Source organism: Pantoea sp. ICBG 985, from assembly GCF_002928365.1.
GTDB lineage: Bacteria > Pseudomonadota > Gammaproteobacteria > Enterobacterales > Enterobacteriaceae > Pantoea > Pantoea dispersa.
Genome location: NZ_POWM01000005.1, coordinates 468,950 through 491,101, shown reverse-complemented (window position 1 = coordinate 491,101; position 22,152 = coordinate 468,950). Strand labels below are relative to the sequence as shown.

The 22,152-nt window shown below is 59.7% G+C and carries 21 protein-coding genes; 13 read left to right on the top strand and 8 right to left on the bottom strand.

Going from position 1 to position 22,152, the window contains the following annotated elements; all coding sequences use genetic code 11:
* Positions 1 to 26 precede the first annotated feature (26 nt).
* Together mrcB and hrpB are read right to left on the bottom strand one after the other, a co-directional pair.
* A complete protein-coding gene (gene mrcB / locus C1Y42_RS17520) occupies positions 27 to 2,549 on the bottom strand; it encodes a bifunctional glycosyl transferase/transpeptidase (protein ID WP_104094024.1) in 2,523 nt (840 codons plus the stop codon).
* Positions 2,550 to 2,647: 98 nt separating this feature from the next.
* Positions 2,648 to 5,125: an ATP-dependent helicase HrpB gene (gene hrpB, locus C1Y42_RS17515; RefSeq protein ID WP_104094023.1), complete on the bottom strand. Its 2,478-nt coding sequence runs from the start codon at positions 5,123 to 5,125 to the stop codon at positions 2,648 to 2,650.
* A 35-nt stretch (positions 5,126 to 5,160) separates the two neighbouring features.
* Between hrpB and thpR the strand changes: the two genes are divergently transcribed.
* From thpR to panD, 9 genes are all read left to right on the top strand, one after another.
* Positions 5,161 to 5,700 (top strand): RNA 2',3'-cyclic phosphodiesterase, encoded by a 540-nt coding sequence (gene thpR / locus C1Y42_RS17510; protein ID WP_104094022.1) that lies wholly within the window; start codon positions 5,161 to 5,163, stop codon positions 5,698 to 5,700.
* Positions 5,701 to 6,417, top strand: coding sequence for a DNA/RNA nuclease SfsA (gene sfsA, locus C1Y42_RS17505; RefSeq protein WP_021507511.1), 717 nt, complete (start codon positions 5,701 to 5,703; stop codon positions 6,415 to 6,417).
* Positions 6,418 to 6,656: 239 nt separating this feature from the next.
* On the top strand, positions 6,657 to 7,112 hold the full coding sequence (gene dksA / locus C1Y42_RS17500; RefSeq protein WP_021507512.1) for an RNA polymerase-binding protein DksA: 456 nt from the start codon (positions 6,657 to 6,659) through the stop codon (positions 7,110 to 7,112).
* 70 nt (positions 7,113 to 7,182) lie between these two features.
* On the top strand, positions 7,183 to 8,118 hold the full coding sequence (gene gluQRS / locus C1Y42_RS17495; protein ID WP_370445711.1) for a tRNA glutamyl-Q(34) synthetase GluQRS: 936 nt from the start codon (positions 7,183 to 7,185) through the stop codon (positions 8,116 to 8,118).
* 38 nt (positions 8,119 to 8,156) lie between these two features.
* Complete coding sequence (pcnB, locus tag C1Y42_RS17490; RefSeq protein WP_233210733.1) at positions 8,157 to 9,572, top strand: polynucleotide adenylyltransferase PcnB; 1,416 nt, start codon at positions 8,157 to 8,159, stop codon at positions 9,570 to 9,572.
* Complete coding sequence (gene folK, locus C1Y42_RS17485) at positions 9,569 to 10,054, top strand: 2-amino-4-hydroxy-6-hydroxymethyldihydropteridine diphosphokinase (protein WP_104094020.1); 486 nt, start codon at positions 9,569 to 9,571, stop codon at positions 10,052 to 10,054. The genes pcnB and folK overlap by 4 nt, the downstream gene beginning before the upstream one ends.
* An 82-nt stretch (positions 10,055 to 10,136) precedes the next feature.
* The gene (gene panB, locus C1Y42_RS17480) at positions 10,137 to 10,931 is read left to right on the top strand and encodes a 3-methyl-2-oxobutanoate hydroxymethyltransferase (protein ID WP_088516660.1); all 795 of its coding nucleotides are present in this window, start codon (positions 10,137 to 10,139) and stop codon (positions 10,929 to 10,931) included.
* 15 nt (positions 10,932 to 10,946) lie between these two features.
* Positions 10,947 to 11,801, top strand: coding sequence for a pantoate--beta-alanine ligase (gene panC, locus C1Y42_RS17475; RefSeq protein ID WP_021507517.1), 855 nt, complete (start codon positions 10,947 to 10,949; stop codon positions 11,799 to 11,801).
* 85 nt (positions 11,802 to 11,886) lie between these two features.
* The gene (gene panD, locus C1Y42_RS17470) at positions 11,887 to 12,267 is read left to right on the top strand and encodes an aspartate 1-decarboxylase (protein ID WP_021507518.1); all 381 of its coding nucleotides are present in this window, start codon (positions 11,887 to 11,889) and stop codon (positions 12,265 to 12,267) included.
* A 36-nt stretch (positions 12,268 to 12,303) separates the two neighbouring features.
* On the opposite strand, the gene C1Y42_RS17465 is transcribed toward panD, so the two are convergent.
* From C1Y42_RS17465 to hpt, 4 genes are all read right to left on the bottom strand, one after another.
* Positions 12,304 to 13,311: an acyltransferase gene (locus C1Y42_RS17465; protein ID WP_058770598.1), complete on the bottom strand. Its 1,008-nt coding sequence runs from the start codon at positions 13,309 to 13,311 to the stop codon at positions 12,304 to 12,306.
* A gap of 151 nt (positions 13,312 to 13,462) precedes the next feature.
* A complete protein-coding gene (locus C1Y42_RS17460) occupies positions 13,463 to 14,233 on the bottom strand; it encodes an ABC transporter permease (RefSeq protein WP_021507520.1) in 771 nt (256 codons plus the stop codon).
* Positions 14,230 to 15,156 (bottom strand): ABC transporter ATP-binding protein, encoded by a 927-nt coding sequence (locus C1Y42_RS17455; RefSeq protein ID WP_021507521.1) that lies wholly within the window; start codon positions 15,154 to 15,156, stop codon positions 14,230 to 14,232. Before C1Y42_RS17455 ends, C1Y42_RS17460 begins: the two co-directional genes overlap by 4 nt.
* Positions 15,157 to 15,401: 245 nt before the next feature.
* On the bottom strand, positions 15,402 to 15,938 hold the full coding sequence (gene hpt, locus C1Y42_RS17450) for a hypoxanthine phosphoribosyltransferase (RefSeq protein WP_021507522.1): 537 nt from the start codon (positions 15,936 to 15,938) through the stop codon (positions 15,402 to 15,404).
* Between the two features lie 154 nt (positions 15,939 to 16,092).
* Here hpt and C1Y42_RS17445 point away from each other — a divergent pair, with 154 nt between their 5' ends.
* Entirely contained in the window at positions 16,093 to 17,388 is a 1,296-nt protein-coding gene (locus tag C1Y42_RS17445; protein WP_058759511.1) for a cystathionine gamma-synthase family protein, read from the top strand.
* Here the strand turns inward: C1Y42_RS17445 and cueO are convergent.
* Positions 17,375 to 18,988 (bottom strand): multicopper oxidase CueO, encoded by a 1,614-nt coding sequence (gene cueO, locus C1Y42_RS17440; RefSeq protein WP_104094019.1) that lies wholly within the window; start codon positions 18,986 to 18,988, stop codon positions 17,375 to 17,377. The two genes, C1Y42_RS17445 and cueO, sit on opposite strands and share 14 nt — an antisense overlap.
* A gap of 177 nt (positions 18,989 to 19,165) precedes the next feature.
* On the opposite strand from cueO, the gene C1Y42_RS17435 reads away from it, so the two are divergent.
* From C1Y42_RS17435 to speD, 3 genes are all read left to right on the top strand, one after another.
* Positions 19,166 to 19,513, top strand: a complete 348-nt coding sequence (locus C1Y42_RS17435) for a YacC family pilotin-like protein (protein ID WP_021507525.1) — start codon at positions 19,166 to 19,168, stop codon at positions 19,511 to 19,513.
* A 109-nt stretch (positions 19,514 to 19,622) separates the two neighbouring features.
* Complete coding sequence (gene speE / locus C1Y42_RS17430; RefSeq protein ID WP_104094018.1) at positions 19,623 to 20,477, top strand: polyamine aminopropyltransferase; 855 nt, start codon at positions 19,623 to 19,625, stop codon at positions 20,475 to 20,477.
* A gap of 19 nt (positions 20,478 to 20,496) precedes the next feature.
* Complete coding sequence (gene speD / locus C1Y42_RS17425) at positions 20,497 to 21,306, top strand: adenosylmethionine decarboxylase (protein ID WP_021507527.1); 810 nt, start codon at positions 20,497 to 20,499, stop codon at positions 21,304 to 21,306.
* Positions 21,307 to 21,384: 78 nt separating this feature from the next.
* Here the strand turns inward: speD and C1Y42_RS17420 are convergent, their stop codons facing one another.
* Positions 21,385 to 22,146 carry a DeoR/GlpR family DNA-binding transcription regulator gene (locus C1Y42_RS17420; protein WP_022547144.1) on the bottom strand — a complete coding sequence of 254 codons (762 nt, stop codon included), beginning with the start codon at positions 22,144 to 22,146 and terminating at the stop codon, positions 21,385 to 21,387.
* Positions 22,147 to 22,152 lie beyond the last annotated feature (6 nt).

The following is a 22,152-nucleotide window of genomic DNA, read 5'->3' as shown; positions in this document are numbered from 1 at the left end:
ATAAAGCCGGTGCAGTGCCGGATGGCTTATTTACTGCCAAACATATCTTTAATCCAGCCCGCGACGCCGTCAGAGTCCTTCTGCTCGCCCTGCGGCTGTTGCTGTTGCTGCTGTTGCTGTTGTTGCTGTTGCTGCTGCTGAATCTGCTGCTGTTGCTGCTGGCACAGCGCGTTCGGATCCAGCGCCCACACCGGCAGCGAACGCCAGGTGCTGCTGCCGCTGCCGCAGACAAAGTTACCGGCCGAATCGATATTCATCTGAGTGATATCTTCCGGTGGCGTCAGGACCAGTGGCATCGGCGCCTGGTTGTCGAGGTAGCGACGATAGATCTGCATCGCACCACTGGCACCGTACAGCTTCGAGGTCTGGTTGTTGTCGCGGCCAACCCAGGTGATCGCCACTTCTTTGCCATCAATACCGGCAAACCAGCTGTCGATCAGGTCATTGGTGGTACCGGTTTTCGCCGCCAGATGCGCACCCGGGAAGCGTGCGCCCAGCGCCCGCGCCGTACCGTGATCGGCCACCTGCTGCATGGTATACAGCGTCAGATACGCCGCCTGCGCCGGCTCAACGCGCTGCGCCTGCGGGAAGCTCTGATACAGCACCGTGCCATCTTCCGCAATTACCGAGCGCACCGCCGACAGCGCTGCGCGGTTACCGCCGCTGGCAATTGACTGGAACGCCTGCGCCACTTCAATCGGCGTCAGGTTAAGCGCCCCCAGCAGCATGGCCGGTACCGGATGCAGCTGATCTTTTGGCACGCCCAGTTTAGTCCAGGTATCCACTACCGCATCGAGTCCCAGCGTCATACCGAGGTTAACGGTTGGCACGTTCATCGAGTTAGTCAGCGCATCCACCAGCATCACTTTACCGCTGAAGCGACGATCGTCGTTCATCGGCTTCCACACTGAACCGTTTGGCTGTTTCAGCGCGATCGGCTCGTCGGCGATCCAGCTGTTCAGGCGATAGCTGTTTGGCTGGCTGAGGGCGGTCAGATAGGTCGCCGGTTTTGCCAGTGAACCAATCGAGCGACGCGCCTGCAGCGCGCGGTTATAGCCGGCAAACTGTGGATCGGCACCGCCGACCATGGCGCGCACTTCACCACTGAAGCGGTCGACCACCACCATCGCGGTTTCCAGATCTTTCAGCCCGCGCTGTTTCTTCAGCGTGGGAATGCCGTCTTCAACCGCTTTTTCCGCCGCATCCTGCGAAATCGGATCGAGCGTGGTGAAGATCTTCACGCCGGAGAGGTCTTTGACCTTATCACCCAGCTTCGCCTGCAGCTCATTACGCACCATTTGCATAAACGCCGGCTGCGGCGTGATCACCCCGCCTTTCGGCTGGACGCCAAGCGGCCGCGCCGACAGCATGTCGTACAGCTCCTGATCGATCACTTTCTGCTGTTGCAGCAGACGCAGCACCAGGTTACGACGCTCCAGCGCCAGCTGCGGATTGCGCCACGGATTGTACAGTGACGCACCTTTAACCATGCCGACCAGCATCGCCTGCTGATCAAGGCTCAGTTCGTCCACAGGGCGGCCAAAGTAGTACAGGCTGGCCAGCGGGAAACCGCGGATTTGGTCGTTGCCCGCCTGGCCGAGATACACCTCGTTCAGGTAGAGCTCAAGAATGCGATCTTTGCTGTAGCGCGCATCCATGATCACCGCCATATAGGCTTCACGCGCTTTACGCCACAGCGAGCGTTCGTTGGTGAGGAACAGGTTTTTCACCAGCTGCTGCGTCAGCGTACTGCCGCCCTGCACCGCTTTACCGGCGGTGATATTGGCAAGGAAGGCGCGACCAATCGAGTACGGGCTGATGCCGTCATGCTCGTAGAAGTGGCGGTCTTCGGTGGCGATCAGCGTATCGACCAGCAGATCCGGGAACCCGGCGCGCGGCACAAACAGACGCTGCTCGCCGTTTGGCGACTGCAACATAGTGATCAGCCGCGGATCGAGGCGGAAGAAGCCAAAGTCGCGTCCGGTATCGAGGTTTTTAATCTCGCTCAGCTCGTTGTTACTGAAGGTGAGACGCGCGTTAATCTGGCCCTCTTTGCTGTCCGGAAAATCAAACGGACGGCGCAGCAGGTCGATAGTGTTGCCTTTCACGCTGAACTCACCCGGACGGGTAATACGCGACACTTCGCGATACTGCGTGCCTTCCAGCAGCGCAATCATCTCTTTCTTGTCGTAAGCCATGCCCGGTTCGAGGCTAACCATGCGCCCGTATACGGCCGCCGGCAGCTGCCACACTTTACCGTCAATGCGGCTGCGGATTTCCGAATCGAGATAGACGCCCCAGGCGGCCATCACCACGACAAACACCAGGAAGAGTTTAATCAACCAGCCTAACCAGCGGCGTTTGCCACGCGCGGGTCGTTTTCCTTTACCTTTGGGTGGCACCGGCGCACTCTCCTCATCATCTTCGTCAAAATCGTCCTGATCGATATCATCTTCAGGCTCCCTGCGGCGACCCCGGCGCGTAACGTTACGCGGCGGCTTTGGCGCTTTTCCTTTGCGCCCAATAGGTTCGCGATCGTTCCCAGACATGCTTTGTTTTCTCCAGGCATAGCTACGGCAGCGCCGCTACTCTAACTGCTTTCTCGTGCCGCGCATGGCAGAACCCTCTGAATTCGATCCACTGCGGGCTACGAGGAATATTTTTTGGTGCGCCTCGTCGGCAAGGCGCTGGCCGGATCGTCCGGCCACGGATGTTTGGGATAGCGCCCTTTCATCTCTTTCTGCACTTCAGGATACGCACCGCGCCAGAACGCCGCGAGGTCACGGGTGATCTGCAGCGGACGGTGCGCCGGCGAAAGCAGCTCCAGCACCAGCGGAACGCGCCCATCGGCAACCGCCGGGTTCTGCGCCTCGCCAAACATCTCCTGCATACGCACCGCCAGCGCGGGGGGCTTTTCCGCATCGTAGCGAATCGGCAGGCGACTTCCGGTCGGCACAGTGTAATGAGTTGGCAGCACAGTATCCAGCCGCTGCCGCTGTGACCATGTCAGCAAATGTAATAAAGCGCTGACAAGATTAACGCTCTGCAGCCCTTTCAAATCGCGTACTGCGCCCATCTCCGGCAGCAGCCAGTGCTCCAGCGAGGCCAGCAGCGTGTCATCATCCAGCGTCGGCCACGCCTCTTCCGGCAGCCACTGCGCGGCGCACTGCAGGCGCACACGCAGCTGCTCTGCCTCTGGCGTCCAGCCGAGCACCGCCAGCCCTTTTTCGCGGATCCAGCGCAGCATCGCCGGATGCAGGATCTCCGGCTCGGGCCGCGCCTGCGGCTGGGCCCGCAGGATCAGCGCGCCAATCGCTTCCCGCTTCCACGCGCGCAGCGTGCCTTTGTCTTCATCCCAGTCCACATCGGTGCGCTGCTCCACCAGCTGCGGGCACTGCTGGCGCAGCGCATCCATCTCTACCGGCAGCGCCAGCAGCATGCGCGCATCGGCGCTGCTGGCCCCCTGCAGCAGGCTCGGGGCAATCAGCCACTCATAGCGGCTCAGGCCGTCGTGCTCATCCAGCATCGCGCCGATACCATTGGCGAGCTGATAGCGCGCGCTGTGACCGCGACGCTGCGCCAGCCGGTCAGCAAACCCGGCGGCCAGCAGCGCCGGGAAGCGATCGGCGTCAACGCGCCCCTGACCTGCATTCAGGCGCTGCTGCCAGTGGCGCGCGCGCCGCAGCCACTGCGGCTGTGGCTGGTTGAGCGCATCACGCAGATCGACACTGCCGCTGCGCGGCGGATCCTCCAGAATCGCCACCAGCAGCGCCGCGCTGGCGATGGCGTGCACATCATCGCCGGCGGCGCACAGCATCGCCGTGAGACGCGGATCGCTGCCGAGCTGCGCCATTTTACGACCGCGCGCGCTGAGCCGCCCTTCGCTATCCAGCGCGCCGAGCCGCTGCAGCTGTTGACGTGCCGCCTGCAGGCTGCGCGCCGGTGGACTATCCAGCCATTGCAGCTGAGCCGCGTCCTGACAGCCCCACTGCAGTAAATCCAGCTGCAGCGAGGCCAGATCGCTGGTGAGTATCTCCGGCTCACTCTGCGCCGCCGCACGGAGCGCCTGCTCCTGCGGCAGCAGATGCAGGCAGATCCCCGGCGCCAGGCGACCGGCGCGGCCAGCGCGCTGCGTCATCGATGCCTGGCTGATGCGCTGGGTCAGCAAACGCGTCACGCCGCTGCGCACGTCAAACTGCGCCGCGCGCTCCAGCGCGCTGTCCATCACCAGGCGGATGCCTTCAATCGTCAGGCTGGTCTCGGCGATATTGGTGGCGAGCACCACTTTACGCCGGCCCGGCGCGGCCGGCAGGATGGCCCGCCGCTGCGCCTCCAGCGACAGCGCACCATATAAAGGAGATAAATCCACCTCATCACTGACGCGCGACGCCAGTTCACGCTTCACCCGTTCAATCTCTGCCACGCCGGGCAGAAACAGCAGCAGCGAACCGGGCTCATCCCGCAGCAACTGTGCCACCTCGCGCGCCACTGCCTCTTCAAACCGCTGCTGCGGATTGAGCGAAGCGTAACGTCGCATCACCGGAAAGCTGCGCCCCTGTGACGCAATAAACGGCGCGTCGGGCAATAGCTTGCGTAGCTGCTGATTATCCAGCGTTGCCGACATCAGCAGAATTTTCAGGTCGTCGCGCAATCCCTGCTGCACATCAAGCAGCAGCGCCAGCGCCAGGTCAGCCTGCAGGCTGCGCTCATGGAATTCGTCGAGGATCACCAGCGATACGCCCTCCAGCAGCGGATCGCGCTGCAGCATGCGCGTCAGAATGCCTTCGGTGACCACCAGCAGACGTGTCGCTGCGCTGCTGCAGTTTTCCCCGCGCAGCCGATAGCCTACCGTCCCGCCCGGCTGTTCACCCAGCTGTTCCGCCAGCCGCTGTGCCACGTTGCGTGCCGCCAGCCGGCGCGGCTCCAGCATGATGATTTGCCCTGACAGCTGCGCCTGTTGCAGCAGCTGTAGCGGCAGCCAGGTGGATTTCCCGGCGCCGGTCGGGGCCGCCAGCAGCACCTGTGGCGACTGCGCCAGCGCGGCCAGCAATGCAGGCAGTACCTCGCTTACCGGTAACTCACTCACACTCAACTCCCACTCTGCCTGTGCTAAGATGGCGCGCATTGTACACCACCCGGCGCCAATTACCGGAGTTCAGCATGGCCACGCAACGACTGTTTTTTGCCCTCGAATTGCCTGATGCCCTCCAGCAACAGCTGGTGCAATGGCGGGCCGATTGCTTCGCCGCAGACGCGGGTAAACCGGTGGCGGCGGCGAATCTGCACCTGACGCTGGCGTTTCTCGGTGAGGTCAGCACGGAAACGGCGGGCCAGCTGCAGCAGCTGGCGGCACGCATCCGCCAGCCGGGCTTTACGCTGGATCTCGATGACGCCGGTCACTGGCCGCGTCCCGGCGTGGTGTGGCTTGGCTGCCAGCGCGCGCCGCGCGGTTTACTGCAGCTGGCCAACCTGCTGCGCGCCCAGGCCGCGCGCCATGGCTGTGCGCAGAGTACGCAGCCGTTCCATCCCCACATCACCCTGCTGCGCCACGCTGCGCAGGCCGTGGCGCTGCCGCCGCGCGGTTTTCACTGGCGCATTGAGGTGAGTCATTTCGCGCTGTTTGCGTCCAGCTTCACGCAGGGACGCACGCGCTATCGCCGGCTGGCGCGCTGGCCACTGTTATCTGCCGCAGGAGCATAAATGCAGTTCGATCCGCCGTTACAATCAGCCCGCTTAATCACCCGCTATAAACGTTTTTTAGCCGATGTCATTACGCCTGAAGGTGACACCTTTACCCTGCACTGCGCCAATACCGGTGCGATGACCGGCTGCGCCACACCAGGCGACACCGTGTGGTACTCCACCTCGGCCAGCGCGACGCGCAAATATCCGCATAGCTGGGAAATAACGCAAACCGCGCAGGGCCACTGGATTTGCGTCAATACTCTGCGCGCTAACCAACTGGTGCGCGAGGCGCTGCTGCGCGACGCAATTCCGGAATTATCCGCTTATAGCCACTGCCAGGCTGAGGTGAAATACGGCACGGAAAAAAGCCGAATTGACTTCCTGTTGCAAGCGGAGGGCAAAGCCAACTGCTATATTGAAGTCAAGTCCGTCACCCTTTTACAAAATGGTAAAGGCTATTTTCCGGATGCGGTGACGGCTCGTGGACAGAAACATCTGCGCGAATTAAGCACTATCGCGGCAGAAGGCCACCGGGCCGTTTTGTTGTTTGCTGTTCTGCACACGGGGATTGAGGACGTTTCCCCGGCGCACCATATCGATGCGCAATACGCAGAACTACTGGTACAGGCGCAGCGCTGCGGTGTGGAAGTGTTGGCGTATCAGGCTCAGATTTCACCGGCAGAAATGTTACTTACCCGGCCGTTAACGGTAACGATTAACGCACAGTTGTAATATTTAACGTTATTTGCTGTGATAAGAATGTTCTGAGCGGTGCGCTAAATACGCTGTTCCTCACAGGCTTGTCAAGGTGCGTTCATGAATAATTGCCAACCTTGATTGCTTCTGCTATTTATAGCGGCCTGTTTTTTTCCCTGATGGGAATCGATATGCCCCGCATGCGTCGGGTTGCAGGCAAAGGCTTTCGCAATCTGAAACAGAACGGGTAGTGCGTGTTATCCAGGAGAAACAACATGCAAGAAGGGCAAAACCGTAAAACATCGTCCCTGAGTATCCTCGCCATCGCTGGGGTGGAGCCGTATCAGGAGAAACCGGGCGAAGAGTATATGAATGACGCCCAGCTGAGCCATTTCCGCAAGATTCTGGAAGCCTGGCGCAACCAACTCAGGGATGAAGTAGACCGTACTGTGTCGCATATGCAGGACGAAGCTGCCAACTTCCCGGATCCGGTTGACCGTGCCGCCCAGGAAGAGGAGTTCAGCCTGGAGCTGCGTAACCGCGATCGTGAGCGCAAACTCATTAAAAAGATTGAGAAAACGCTCAAGAAAGTGGAAGACGACGACTTTGGCTACTGCGAATCCTGTGGAGTCGAAATTGGTATCCGCCGTCTCGAAGCGCGTCCGACCGCCGATCTCTGCATTGACTGCAAAACGCTGGCAGAAATCCGCGAGAAGCAGATGGCAGGTTAATGGCCGTTAACAGACTGTCGCCGCACAGCCGGGAAAACCACTGTTTTCCCGCCGTGCGGTGTACCACAGCATGATGTCCGCCACGCTTCCCTGCATCGGGCGTTTCGCCCCCTCTCCTTCCGGTGATCTTCATTTCGGTTCGCTGATAGCTGCATTAGGCAGCTACCTGAGCGCGCGCGCGCAGCAGGGCCGCTGGCTGGTGCGCATTGAAGATATCGATCCGCCGCGTGAAGTCGCCGGTGCCGCAACGCGCATCCTGCGTCAGCTGACGCATTATGGGCTGCACTGGGACGGCGACGTGCTGTGGCAGTCGCAGCGCCACGAGGCCTATCGCGCGGCGCTGAGCTGGCTGCGCGAACATCGTCAAAGCTACTTCTGTACCTGCCCGCGCAGCCGCATTCAGCAGCTGGGCGGCTTTTACGACGGTCACTGCCGCGATTTACATCTGCAGCCGGAGGGCGCCGCGCTGCGGCTGCGTCAGCATGCGCCGGTGTACGGTTTTGACGATCGCCTGCGCGGCCATCTGCAGGCGGAGCCGCGTCTGGCGCAGGAAGACTTTATTATTCACCGTCGTGATGGACTGTTCGCCTATAACCTTGCGGTGGTGGTCGATGACCATTTTCAGGGCGTGACGGAGATTGTGCGCGGTGCGGATTTGATTGAGCCAACGGTGCGCCAGATTGCGCTGTATCAGCAGTTTGGCTGGCCGGTGCCGGCTTATCTGCATCTGCCGCTGGCAATTAACCCGGACGGTAATAAATTGTCGAAGCAGAACCACGCGCCGGCCTTACCGGACGGCGATCCGCGACCGGTGCTGGTGCAGGCGCTGAGCTTCCTGGGGCAGTCGGTTTTGCCGGGCTGGCAGGACCATGGGCTGGAGGCGCTGCTGGACCATGCCGTTACACACTGGGATAGCGCATCGATTCCGCGGCATGATGCGCAACAACCGGATGAGGCGACAACGCCATTCCTAAATGGTTCGCAACAGGCTATGATTAGCCGCTGATTTTATTCACACCCATTTTCTCACTGTCGAGGTGTCCCATTTTTACCCGAGTCGCTAATTTTTGCCGGAGAGTCCTCAAGCGTGATGAGGAGGCCCCTGAAGAGGTGGAAACCGTAAGTCTGATGACCGTTATCCCCCGGGAAAGCCACAATATCTCACGCAAAGATATCAGCGAAAACGCTCTCAAAGTGCTGTATCGCCTGAACAAAGCCGGATACGAAGCCTATCTGGTTGGCGGCGGCGTGCGCGATTTGCTGCTGGGTAAAAAGCCGAAGGACTTTGACGTGACCACCAACGCCACGCCGGAGCAGATGCGTAAGCTATTCCGCAACTGCCGCCTGGTCGGGCGTCGCTTCCGTCTGGCGCATGTGATGTTCGGTCCGGAAGTGATCGAAGTCGCCACGTTCCGCGGCCATCATCAGGAAGAGAGCGTCGACGATCGCAACGGTTCGCAGCGCGGTCAGAACGGCATGCTGCTGCGCGACAACATTTTTGGCAACATTGAAGATGATGCGCAGCGCCGCGATTTAACCATCAACAGCCTCTATTACAGCGTGGCTGATTTCACCGTACGCGATTACGTCGGTGGCCTGCAGGATCTGCAGGAAGGCATCATCCGCATGATTGGCGATCCGGAAACGCGCTACCGCGAAGATCCGGTGCGTATGCTGCGCGTGGTGCGCTTCGCCGCCAAGCTGGACATGAGCATTGCGGCGGAAACCGCCGAGCCGATTCCCCGCCTCGCCACGCTGCTGAATGACATTCCGCCGGCGCGCCTGTTTGAGGAGTCGCTGAAGCTGCTGCAGGCCGGTTACGGTTATCGCACCTATCTGATGATGCGCGAATACCAGCTGTTCCAGCCGCTGTTCCCGACGCTGGCGCGCAACTTCACCGAACAGGGCGACAGCTCGATGGAACGCATGCTGGCCCAGGTGCTGAAAAACACCGATACCCGCCTGCACAACGACATGCGCGTGAATCCGGCGTTCCTGTTTGCGGCGATGTTCTGGTATCCGCAGCTGGAGTCAGCCGAGCAGATTGCGCAGGAGAGCGGCCTGACCTATTTCGACGCCTTTGCGCTGTCCATGAACGAAACGCTGGATGAAGCCTGCCGTGCGCTGGCGATTCCGAAACGTATCACCACGCTGATTCGCGATATCTGGCAGCTGCAGTTGCGCATGTCGCGCCGTCACGGTAAGCGCGCATGGAAGCTGATGGAGCATCCTAAATTCCGCGCTGCCTACGACCTGCTGGCGCTGCGCGCAGAAGTCGAGAACAACGCCGAGCTGCTGCGCCTCAGCCAGTGGTGGGGCGAGTTCCAGTCGGCGGTGCCGACACAGCAGAAAACCATGCTCAACACCCTGGGTGACGATCCGGCTCCGCGCCGTAAACCGCGCCGTCCACGCCGTCGTCCAGCTGGCCCGCGCCGCGACAGCAACCACAGCGCGTCATGACGCGGGTCTATCTCGCCTTAGGCAGTAATCTCGCCGATCCGCTGCATCAGGTTGATGCAGCGCTGGCCGCGCTGGATGCCATTCCCGATACCCACCGCGTAGCCACCTCCGCGTTTTATCGCACGCCACCGTACGGCCCGCCGGATCAGCCGGATTACCTTAACGCCGTGGTGGCGCTGGAGACCACACTGGCCGCGGAAACGCTGCTCGATCACACCCAGCGCATTGAGCTGGAGCATGGCCGGGTGCGCAAAGCTGAACGCTGGGGCCCGCGCACGCTGGACCTCGATATTATGCTGTTCGGCAATGCGGTGATCCACACGCCGCGCCTGACGGTGCCGCACTACGATATGCACAACCGCGCCTTCATGCTGGTGCCGCTGCTGGAGATCGCGCCAGCGCTGCGCCTGCCGAACGGCCAGCCGCTGGCCGGCATTCTGGCGACGCTGGACCGCACCAGCATCCGCTTGTGGTCCGCCTGACGCGGCAGAATCGCACGCCCGTCGTATCGCCTTTGCAATCAATCCAGTACACTGCGCGCATCAGAAAATGCTGGAGATTGCGATGAAACCCACCACCCTCTCTCACTTACGCCAGCTGAAAGCCAGCGGCCGCAAGTTCGCCACGCTGACCGCCTACGATTTCAGCTTCGCGCGCCTGTTTGCCGACCAGGGCATTCCGCTGCTGCTGATTGGCGATTCGCTCGGCATGACCGTGCAGGGCCATGATTCCACGCTGCCGGTGACGGTCGACGATATTGCTTATCACACCGCCGCGGTGCGGCGCGGTGCGCCCAACGCGCTGGTGATGGCCGACCTGCCGTTTATGAGTTACGCCACGCCGCAGCAAACCTTTGACAGTGCCGCGCAGCTGATGCGCGCCGGCGCCAACCTGGTAAAACTGGAAGGCGGCGCCTGGCTGGCAGAGACCGTGCGCATGCTGACCGAGCGCGCCGTGCCGGTGTGTGGTCATCTGGGATTGACGCCGCAGTCGGTTAATATCTTCGGTGGCTACAAGGTGCAGGGGCGCGATGAAGCGGCAGCCGAGCGCCTGCTGGCGGATGCGCTGGCGCTGGAAGCGGCCGGTATGCAGCTGCTGGTGCTGGAGTGCGTGCCGGTCGCGCTGGCTGAGCGCGTCACAAAAGCGTTGTCGGTACCGGTGATCGGCATTGGTGCCGGTAACGTCACCGACGGCCAGATTCTGGTGATGCACGACGCGTTTGGTATTACCGGCGGCCACATTCCAAAATTTGCTAAAAATTTCCTTGCGGAAACCGGCGACATTCGTGCGGCAATTCGCCAGTATATGGCCGACGTTGAGGCAGGCACCTACCCTGCTGCCGAACACAGTTTCCAGTAAATCAGGAGATTTGCAGTGCTGATCATTGAAACGCTGCCGCTGCTGCGCCGTGAGATTCGACGCTGGCGCCAGGCAGGTAAACGCATCGCGCTGGTGCCCACTATGGGCAACCTGCATGAGGGGCATCTGACGCTGGTGGATGAAGCACGCCAGCGCGCAGATATCGTGGTGGTATCGATCTTCGTTAACCCGATGCAGTTTGATCGCGCCGACGACCTGGCTCGCTATCCGCGCACGCTGCAGGACGATTGTGAAAAACTCAATCGCCACAGCGTCGACCTGGTCTTTGCCCCGGCGCCGGCCGATGTCTATCCGCAGGGTCTCGACAGCCAGACGTTCGTTGAAGTCCCGGGCCTCTCCTCGCTGCTGGAGGGCGCCAGCCGTCCCGGTCATTTCCGCGGCGTGGCCACCATCGTCAGCAAGCTGTTTAATCTGGTGCAGCCGGATATCGCCTGTTTTGGCGAGAAGGATTTTCAGCAGTTGGCGATCATCCGCAAGATGGTGGCGGACATGGGCTTTGACATTGACATCGTTGGCGTGCCGACGGTGCGCGCCAAAGACGGTCTCGCGCTCAGCTCACGTAACGGCTATCTTACTGCCGATGAACGCAAGCTGGCGCCGGTGCTCAGCCAGGTGATGAACAGTATGGCGCAGCGCCTCAGCAACGGCGAGCGGCACGTGGATGAGATTATTGAGCACGCCGAACAGACGCTGCGCGATCAGGGCCTGCGCCCGGACGGCCTGGCCATCTGCGATGCCGATACGCTGCAGCCGCTGACGGTCGACAGCCAGCGCGCAGTGATTCTGATGGCCGCCTGGCTCGGCAATGCGCGTTTGATTGATAATCAGCAAGTGGATCTGACGGTTTAACGCCGTCGTTTATGGGCAGCATGTACCCGCTACACACTGCGCGGTAGAAACCGGCCGCACACGGGTATAACAAAGGTATCACGCTATGATTCGTACCGTATTACAAGGCAAACTGCACCGCGTAAAAGTGACGCAGGCGGATTTGCATTATGAAGGCTCATGCGCCATCGATCAGGATTTTCTTGATGCCTCCGGCATTCTGCAATACGAAGCCATCGACATCTATAACGTCACCAACGGCCAGCGCTTCTCTACCTATGCCATAGCCGCCGAGCGTGGCTCGAAAATCATTTCGGTCAACGGTGCCGCCGCGCGCTGTGCCTGTCAGGGCGATCTGCTGATCATCTGTTCTTATGTGCAGGTGGAAGATGAAGTGGCACGCAGCTGGCAGCCGAAAGTGGCCTACTTCGACGGCGATAACGAAATGAAGCGTATCGCTAAAGCGCTGCCGGTGCAGGTGGCCTGATCATCCCGCGCGCTGTACGGACAGCGCGCCTTTCCCTTATACGCCCGCCAGCTGCGGCTGCCCTTTGCGCTTCAGCGTAAACAACCAGTCAAACCACCCTTTTGCCCGCAGTACGCACAGCGCCGTTGGCAACGCCAGTGCGACGCTGAACGCCAGCACAAAATGCAGGTCAGCCAGCCACACAGAGTGGCCGTCGTGGCGCAGCAATTTACTGCACACCTGAATCGCCAGATAGTGCGACAGATAAAACACAATCGAATGGCGGCCAACGTAGTTAACCGCCCGCAGATTGATACGGCAGGCCAGCGCAACGAACAGCGGGATTGAGGGCAGCGCCAGCGGCAGCAGCCACGGCGAATGCTGACGCAGCCCGCCCCACAGGCTGAACGCCGCGAGCAGCATAAAGGCGATCAGCGACAGCAGCAGCGGCGTACGACGCTGCGCGAACGCGGCAATATCAACATCCTTTCGCACCAGCCAGTCGGCGCTGTAGAAGAAGGCAAACAGCACCAGCGACTTGTTCAGATGCAGGTTGTCGAAACTGGCAAACAGCGAGTCAGGCGGCACCGGCGGCAGCAGCACCGCACCGGCAACGCACAGTGTCAGCACCAGCGCCGCAGGCAGGCGGCGCGCCGGGATAATCAGCACAAAAAACAGAAACAGCGAGTGCAGAAACCAGGTGATATCGCCGCCGCTCAGATGGCCGAGCGCGATGGCCAGCGGCGACTGTGGGTGATTGGCCATCGCGCTGAAGGTCCACTTCAGCCCGCCGTAGATCAGCGCCCAGACGGCAAACGGATAGAGAATGCTGCTGACTTTGTTTCGCAGATAGCGCGCCTGCCCGTGGCGTAAACCGCTGGCGACGAACAGTCCGGAGACAAAGCACATCAGCCCCATACGCACCGGCGCCAGCAGCTGATTCACCAGCTCGTTAAAGGCAGTGAAGTGCCCGGCCTGCTGGTTCACTGCAATCATGCAGTGCAAAAAAATCACCGCCAGAATGCTCATGCCGCGTAAATTATCAATCCATGATACCCGATTCACTCTTCGCTTCCCCGCTGCTTTTTTGGTCAGCGGCCACTATGGGGAAAGCCACAGACTGAAAGCACAAGACGCGTCTGGAATTGCGAAGAGTGGGTAAAAAAAAGCCGCCGCCGGACGACGCCGGCAGCGGCTTCTTATTCGGAGCTGCGCCTCAGGTGCGCAAGCCGCGTCCGCGCTGAATCAGCGCATACACCAGCACGTAAAACACCACGATAAACGCCACCAGCACTGACAGCGTCAACACCAGCGGAACATCGTTGATGCCAAGGAAGCCATAGCGGAACCCGCTGATCATGTACACCACCGGATTGAGCTTCGACACCGCCTGCCAGAACGGCGGCAGCAGCGCCAGCGAGTAGAATACGCCGCCGAGGTAAGTTAACGGAGTCAGCACGAAGGTCGGGATCAGGCTGATATCGTCAAAGGTGCGCGCAAACACCGCATTCAGCAGGCCCGCCAGCGAGAACAGAATCGCTGTCAGCAGCAGCGTGATCGCCACCATCGGCCACGAGAATACGTGGAACGGCACGAAAAACAGCGACACCGCCGTCACCAGCACGCCCACGCACACGCCGCGCGCTACGCCGCCGCCGACATAACCGGCGATAATGATGTGCGTCGGCACCGGCGCCACCAGCAGCTCTTCAATGTTGCGCTGGAACTTGGCGCTGAAGAATGACGAGGCGACGTTGGCGTAAGCGTTGGTGATCACCGCCATCATAATCAGGCCCGGCACGATAAACTGCATGTAGCTGAAGCCGTGCATATCGCCGATGCGTGAGCCGATCAGATTGCCAAAGATAATAAAGTACAGCGTCATGGTGATCACCGGCGGCACCAGCGTCTGAATCCAGATGCGGGCAAAACGGTTGATCTCTTTGCTCCAGATACTCTTGAGCGCCACCCAGTACAGATGCGTCATGCGGTTACTCCTGTTTTTCCCTGCGTCAGGCTGACGAACAGCTCTTCCAGACGATTCGCTTTATTGCGCATGCTGAGCACCTGCACGCCCTGCGCGCTCAGCTGGCTGAATACGCTATTCAGCCCCTGTTCACGCATCACTTCCACTTCCAGCGTTGAGGTATCAACCAGACGATACTGGAAGCCCTCCAGTTGCGGCAGCGGGCTGCGCGGCGCCAGGTCGAGGATAAAGGTTTCCGACTGCAGCTTGGACAGCAGCCCTTTCATTGAGGTGTTCTCCACCAGCTCGCCGCTCTGGATGATGCCGATGTTACGGCACAGCATTTCCGCCTCTTCCAGATAGTGGGTGGTCAGGATGATGGTGGTGCCTTTGGCGTTAAGCTCTTTCAGGAACACCCACATTGAGCGGCGCAGTTCGATATCTACACCAGCCGTCGGCTCATCAAGAATCAGCAGTTTCGGTTCATGCATCAGCGCCCGGGCAATCATCAGCCGGCGCTTCATCCCGCCGGACAACATGCGCGCCCGTTCGTTACGCTTGCCCCACAGGTCGAGCTGATTAAGGTATTTTTCCGCGCGCTTGTTCGCTTCGGCACGTTCCACGCCGTAATAACCGGCCTGATTAACCACAATCTGCATCACGGTTTCAAACGGGTTAAAGTTGAATTCCTGTGGCACCAGCCCAAGCTGCCGCTTGGCGTTGACCACATCTTTCTGCAGGTCGTAGCCAAACACGCGCACGCTGCCGCTGGATTTGTTCACCAGCGAGCTGATAATGCCAATGGTGGTGGACTTACCAGCACCGTTAGGGCCCAGTAAGGCATAAAAATCGCCTGCTTCCACGTTGAGATCGAGGCCTTTCAGCGCCTGTACGCCGCCGGGATAGGTCTTGGTCAGCCCGGAAAGTTCCAGTGCATAAGTCATTGCGAGTCCGTACCCTGTTGTAATGACATCATAGCCATATGAAATGATAGTGCGCTCGCGTCGAGCGTGCGGGGTTATTCAGCGATAACGGTTGTGAAATCAAAGGAATTGCGCAGAGTGATAACCCACCACACTCTACCACTCTGCGTGCCGCAGGAAAACGCGTGCCGAGCCCGTAAGTCATTGAGTTACGGGCTGCGCATCTTATCGCAGGCGGAGGGAATCAGCCTTGGAAGATTGTGCGGTTATTCGTCCAGCAGCGTAACTTTGCCAATATACGGCAAATGGCGGTAGCGCTGTGCGTAATCAATACCGAAGCCGACCACGAACTCATCCGGAATGGTAAAGCCGACAAACTCGACCGGCACCTCAACTTCACGACGCTCCGGCTTATCCAGCAGCGTGCAGATCGCCAGTGATTTTGGCTCACGCAGCTGCAGAATTTCACGCACTTTGCTCAGGGTGTTACCGGAGTCGATGATGTCCTCGACGATTAACACATCTTTGCCGCGAATGTCTTCATCGAGATCTTTGAGGATTTTCACGTCGCGCGTAGAGGACATGCCGCTGCCGTAGCTGGAGGCGGTCATGAAGTCGACTTCGTGCGCGACATCAATGGCGCGGCACAGGTCAGCCATAAACATGAAGGAGCCGCGCAGCAGGCCGACCAGCACCATTTCGCTGCCGCTGTTGCGGTAGTGCTCGCTGATCTGCTTGCCCAGTTCGGCAATACGGGTTGCGATCTCCTGCTCAGAGATCATCACGTCGACGGTGTGTTTCATTGCATTCGCCTAAGAAGGTTTTCAGAAAGCCGCGCATTCTATCATAGTCGACGCACAGGCTAACGCCGCGCACAGAACGCAAACGTTATCGTGGCGAAATTTATTGCGCTGGCGTTAACTGTAAGCATCCTGCCCGCTCTCTCTGGAGATCCCTATGGCCGCTTCATCAGGTAAAAAAACGCAGATCGGCACGCGTGAACTGCATCCGGAAACGCAGATGCTCAACTACGGTTACGATCCGCGCCTGTCAGAAGGTGCGGTGAAGCCGCCGGTGTTTCTGACGTCAACCTTTGTGTTTAACAGCGCCGAAGAGGGCAAAGAATTTTTCGATTTCGTTGCCGGCCGCCAGCAACCGCCGGCGGGCAAAAGCGGCGGGCTGGTCTATTCCCGCTTCAACCATCCTAACAGCGAGATCGTCGAAGATCGGCTGGCCATTTATGAAGGTGCCGAAAGCGCCGCGCTGTTCTCTTCCGGCATGTCGGCGATTGCCACCACGCTGCTGACCTTTGCCCGTCCCGGCGAAGTGATCCTGCACTCGCAGCCGCTGTACGGCGGCACCGAAACGCTGCTGAGCAAAACGCTGCACGATCTGGAGATCAAAGCGGTGGGATTCAGCGACGGCACCGACGAAGATAAAGTGTATGAAGCCGCGAAGCTGGCGTGGCAGCGCGGGCGCGTCGCGATGATTCTGATTGAAACACCGGCCAACCCCACCAACAGTCTGGTAGACATCCAACTGATGCGTCAGGTGGCGGAGGTGATCACCCAGCAGCAGGGCTCCCGGCCGATTCTCGCCTGCGACAACACCCTGCTCGGCCCGCTGTTTCAGCGTCCGCTGCAGCACGGCGCGGATATCTCCCTCTACTCGCTGACCAAATATGTCGGCGGTCATTCCGATTTGATTGCCGGCGCCGCGCTGGGCAGCCGGGCGTTAATCAACAAAGTGCGTTCGCTGCGCAGCGCGATTGGCACCCAGCTCGATCCGCACTCCAGCTGGATGATTGGCCGCTCGCTGGAAACGCTGTCGCTGCGCATGGAGAAAGCCGCCAGCAATGCGGAACAGGTCGCGGCATTTTTACGCGATCACGCGCAGGTGGCGAAACTGCACTGGCTGCCCTATCTCGACGCCAGCAGTCCGGCAGGAGAAACCTGGCAGCGCCAGTGCAGCGGTGCCGGTTCCACCTTCTCCTTTGATATCGAGGGCGGCCAGGCTGCGGCATTCCGCTTTCTCAACGCGCTGGCGCTGTTCAAACTGGCGGTGAGCCTCGGCGGCACCGAGTCGCTCGCCAGCCATCCCGCCAGCACCACCCATTCCGGCGTACCGCAGGAGGTGCGGGAGCGCATTGGCATCACCGACGCGACGGTGCGCCTGTCGATCGGCATCGAACATGCCGATGATTTGATTGAGGATATCCGCCTGGCGCTGGAAGCAGCCGTCAGCTCACCGTAAAGCCCAGCATCATGCCGGTATCCTCATGCTCCAGCAGATGGCAGTGCGCCATATAGGCATTTTCGCTATCGGCGACGTAGTTGAAGCGCACCAGCACTTCACTGCGCCAGCCGTTGACGCTGACCATGTCTTTCCAGCCGGCACGATGCGCCGCAGGCGGCTTGCCGTTCTCGGTCAGAATGCGGAACTGCGTGCCGTGAATGTGGAACGGATGCAGCATGGCGTCGCCTTCGCCGGAGATGGTCCATTTTTCATATTTGCCCAGCGGCACGGCAAACATGGGCTTTTCCATGTTGAAGGCCTGGCCGTTGATTTTGTTGCCGTTGTGGAAATCATATGCGGCGCTGCTGGCGTGGTTACCCTGATCCATCGTCATATCGCCGTGATCCATGTTGCCATGCTCCATCGCGCCATGGTCCATGTTCATGCTGCCGTGATCCATCGCTTTGCCCGCGCCGTGCTGGCTGCCCATCGCTTTGGCACCGTAGCGCTGCTGCAGCGCCTGCATGCCCTGCTGATCCAGCTGCGGATCCATCATCAGCTGCAGCCAGCGGCTCTGCAGCCCTTCCGTTGCCGGCAGCGGCGGCACATCCACCAGCTGGTCTGGCAGCGTACCGCTGGCCATCACGCGCAGCGGCAGAATCTGTACCAGCGGCAGCGGCTGATCGAACGGCGCCAGCGTCATGCCCATCTGCGTGACCGGCAGCGTTACGATATCGAAGGTTTTGCCGTCTGAAGTATCCACCAGCACTTCAAAGCGCTCGCCCGGCAGCAGCGGCAGGCTCTCCACCTTCACCGGTTCAGCCAGCAGGCCACCGTCGCTCGCCACCACGTACAGCGGACGTTTATCGCTGGCGGCGATGTGCAGCGAGCGCGCGTTGCAGCCGTTGAGCAGGCGCAGCCGCAGCCAGCCGCGCGGCACCGCGTGCTGCGGATACGGCACGCCGTTGGTCAGCATCAAATCGCCAAACCAGCCCACGGCGGCGCGCATGATATCCAGCTGATAATCGATACGCGTGCCGTCCTGAGTGAGCTGCTTATCCTGGAAAATCAGCGGCACATCATCTTCGCCCCACTGCATCGGCAGCCGCAGCTTGCCGGACGCCTCATCTTCCAGCAGTACCAGCCCCGCCAGCCCCTGCGCCACCTGATAGCCGGTTTTGCCGTGCTGATGCGGATGGAACCAGCAGGTCGCCGCCGGTTGATCGGGGGTAAAACTCACCTGACGCGTGGCGCCGGGCGCAATCAGCGCCTGCGGACCGCCATCCACCGCGCCGGGAATTTCCAGCCCGTGCCAGTGCAGCGTGGTGGCTTCCGGCAGGCGATTATGAATATTGACGGTGACGCTTTTCTCACGCTGCAGCCGCAGCGCCGGGCCGAGCAGGCTACCGTTGTAACCCCAGGTTGGGACGGATTTGCCGTTCCACTGGCTGCTGCCGGTCATGGCAGTCAGCGTGTACTGGCCGTGTGCATCGGGCTCCAGCAGCGACGGGATGGGCAACAGCGGGCGCGTAGCGGCCATCAGCGAGCGGCTCCAGAAGGGCAGCGCGCCGGCTGCACTGAGGGCGGCAGTCAGCTTGAGAAAATGACGACGTTGCATATTCATATCCTTATCGTGAATATGGGCACAGCGTAAACCTTTCCCCTGCGGGAGGGTCAAGCGATGAAAGCGCCCGCCGGGATAAAAAACGCGCCAGTGGCCCATTTAGCCAAATTTAGCGGAATCCCGGCAATAACTGTGCTAACGTCATTAAATTGTCCCTTGTTGAGAACGATTATGACGAAAAGCATCAAGATCCTGCTGCTGGCGGGACTCCTTGGCTTCTCCTCCACCAGTTTTGCCCTGAGCGAATCCGAAGCAGAAGATCTGGCTGACCTCACCGCCGTGTTTGTCTATCTGAAAAATGATTGCGGCTATCAGGATCTGCCCGACGCGCAGATTCGTAAAGCACTGGTGTTTTTTGCCCAGCAAAACCGCTGGGATCTGAGCAATTACAGCGCTTACAACATGAAATCCCTCGGTGAAGAGAGCTACAAAGATTTGAGCGGTATCGCCATCACCAACGACAAAAAGTGTAAGTCGCTGGCGCGCGATTCCCTCAGCCTGCTTGCCTACGTGAAATAATCCTCCGCCCTGCGCTGCTGTTAACGCCCTGACCGTGCAAGCACGGTCATAATTCGTTATGCTTTTTTCTGGCATTATTGCGCGTTAACAGCATAAGGAGCGCTCCGGCATGGCCGACAAAGAGACCTGGCATGAGACGCTGCATAGCGGCTTTGGCCAATATTTCAGCGTAGACAATCTGCTATACCGCGATAAAACCGCGCATCAGGATCTGGTGATCTTTGAGAACGCCGCGTTTGGCCGCGTGATGGCGCTGGACGGCGTGGTGCAAACCACCGAGCGCGATGAGTTTATCTATCACGAAATGATGACGCACGTGCCGATTCTGGCGCACGGCAATGCCCGGCGCGTATTGATTATCGGCGGCGGTGACGGCGCGATGCTGCGCGAGGTCGCCCGGCATCAGCGCGTTGAGCACATCACCATGGTGGAAATTGATGCCGGCGTGGTGAATTTCTGTCAAACCTATCTGCCTAACCACAGCGCCGGCGCTTACGACGATCCGCGTCTGCAGCTGGTGATCGACGATGGCGTTAACTTCGTCAGCCAGACGCAGGAACGGTTTGATGTGATCATCTCCGACTGTACCGATCCAATCGGTCCCGGCGAGAGTCTGTTCACCTCGGCGTTTTATGCCGGCTGCAAACAGGCGCTCAATCCCGGTGGCGTGTTTGTCGCGCAGAACGGCGTCTGCTTCCTGCAGCAGGATGAAGCGGTCAACAGCCACCGTAAACTCAGCCACTATTTCGCTGACGTCAGCTTTTATCAGGCGGCGATTCCGACTTACTACGGCGGCATCATGACCTTCGCCTGGGCGAGCGACGATCCGGCGCTGCGCCAGCCGGACCTTGCGACGCTGCAGTCACGTTTTGCCGCGGCCGGACTACCCTGCCGTTACTACACGCCACAGCTGCACATCGGCAGCTTTGCCCTGCCGCAATATCTTTTAAACGCGCTCAGCTGATCTCAGGAGGTGAACCCAATTGCAAAAGCTAAAACTACATGGCTTCAATAATCTGACCAAAAGCCTGAGTTTTTGTATCTACGACATTTGCTATGCCAATAGCGAAGCCGAACGTGATGGCTATATCGCCTATATTGATGAGCAATATAACGCCAACCGCCTGACGGAAATCCTCACCGAGACCTGCTCAATCATCGGCGCTAACGTGCTGAATATCGCGCGCCAGGATTATGAGCCGCAGGGTGCCAGCGTGACGATTCTGGTCAGTGAAGAGCCGATCAATCCGCAGGATATCGATAATTCCGAGCATCCCGGCCCGCTGCCCAGTTCGGTGGTCGCGCACCTCGACAAGAGTCACATCTGCGTGCACACCTATCCGGAGAGTCACCCGGAAGGCGGTTTATGTACCTTCCGCGCCGACATTGAAGTCTCGACCTGCGGCGTGATTTCGCCCCTGAAGGCGCTGAATTATCTCATCCACCAGCTGGAGTCGGATATCGTAACCGTGGATTACCGCGTGCGCGGCTTCACCCGCGACGTCAATGGCGTGAAGCATTTCATCGACCATGAGATCAATTCCATTCAGAACTTCATGTCCGAGGATATGAAAGCGATGTACGACATGGTGGACGTTAACGTTTATCAGGAAAACATCTTTCATACCAAGATGTTGCTGAAAGAATTTGATCTGAAGTATTACCTGTTCAACACCAAACCTGAAGAGCTGAGCCCGCAGGAACACAAGCGCATTACCAATCTGCTGTGGAAGGAGATGCGTGAGATTTACTACGGACGCAATATTCCGGCGACGGGATTGAAGTTGTTGTAACTCAGCGCCAGCAGTGGGTGAAGGCTGCGCCGCGGTAGCGCAGCGCACGTCATTCACCCGCTGATGCAGGCGGCACATTTACGCGGTCAGCTGCAGGCCAATGCCGCGCTCGCGCAAATCACGGCATACCGCTTCATCAAGGCGGGAATCGGTCACCACATCGGTCAGGCTATCAATCGGTGCCGCGCAGTACAGCGACCATGAGCCATATTTACTGCTGTCGGCCAGCAGAATGCGCCGGCGCGCGTTGGCCAGCAGATCCATCTTCAGCCCGGCTTTGTCTTCCGTCGGCGTGGTAATACCGCGCTCAATACTCCATGAGTTACAGCTGACAAACGCGATGTCCGGATTGATACTGCGCAGCAGGCGCCGGCCGTGCTCACCAATGCACGACTGGCTGGAGTCGTCGATGCGGCCGCCGATGATGGTGGTCTCAATCTGTTTAAACTCCGACAAAAACAGCGCAATGTGCAGATCGGCGGTGATCACCCGCAGCTGCAAATGGGTCAGCTGTCGTGCCAGTTCCAGCATGGTGGTGCCGGCATCCAGCACTACCGCATCGCCGGACTGCACATAGCTGGCGGCGAACTGGGCGATGGCCTGCTTCTCCGCCAGGTTACGCTGCATCTTCTCCAGCGTGGTCGGCTGCGTCGGGATAAAGCGGTTCAGCGTGACGCCGCCGTGGCTGCGGCTAATCACCCCTTCCTTGTCCAGCTTAATCAGATCGCGGCGAATGGTGGCTGGCGAAGCAGAAATGGCGCTCACCAGCTGTTCAACAGTGACCAGATTATGACTTTTGAGATAGTCCATAATCTGGTCGAGACGGCTTTGTCCCTTCATATTTCC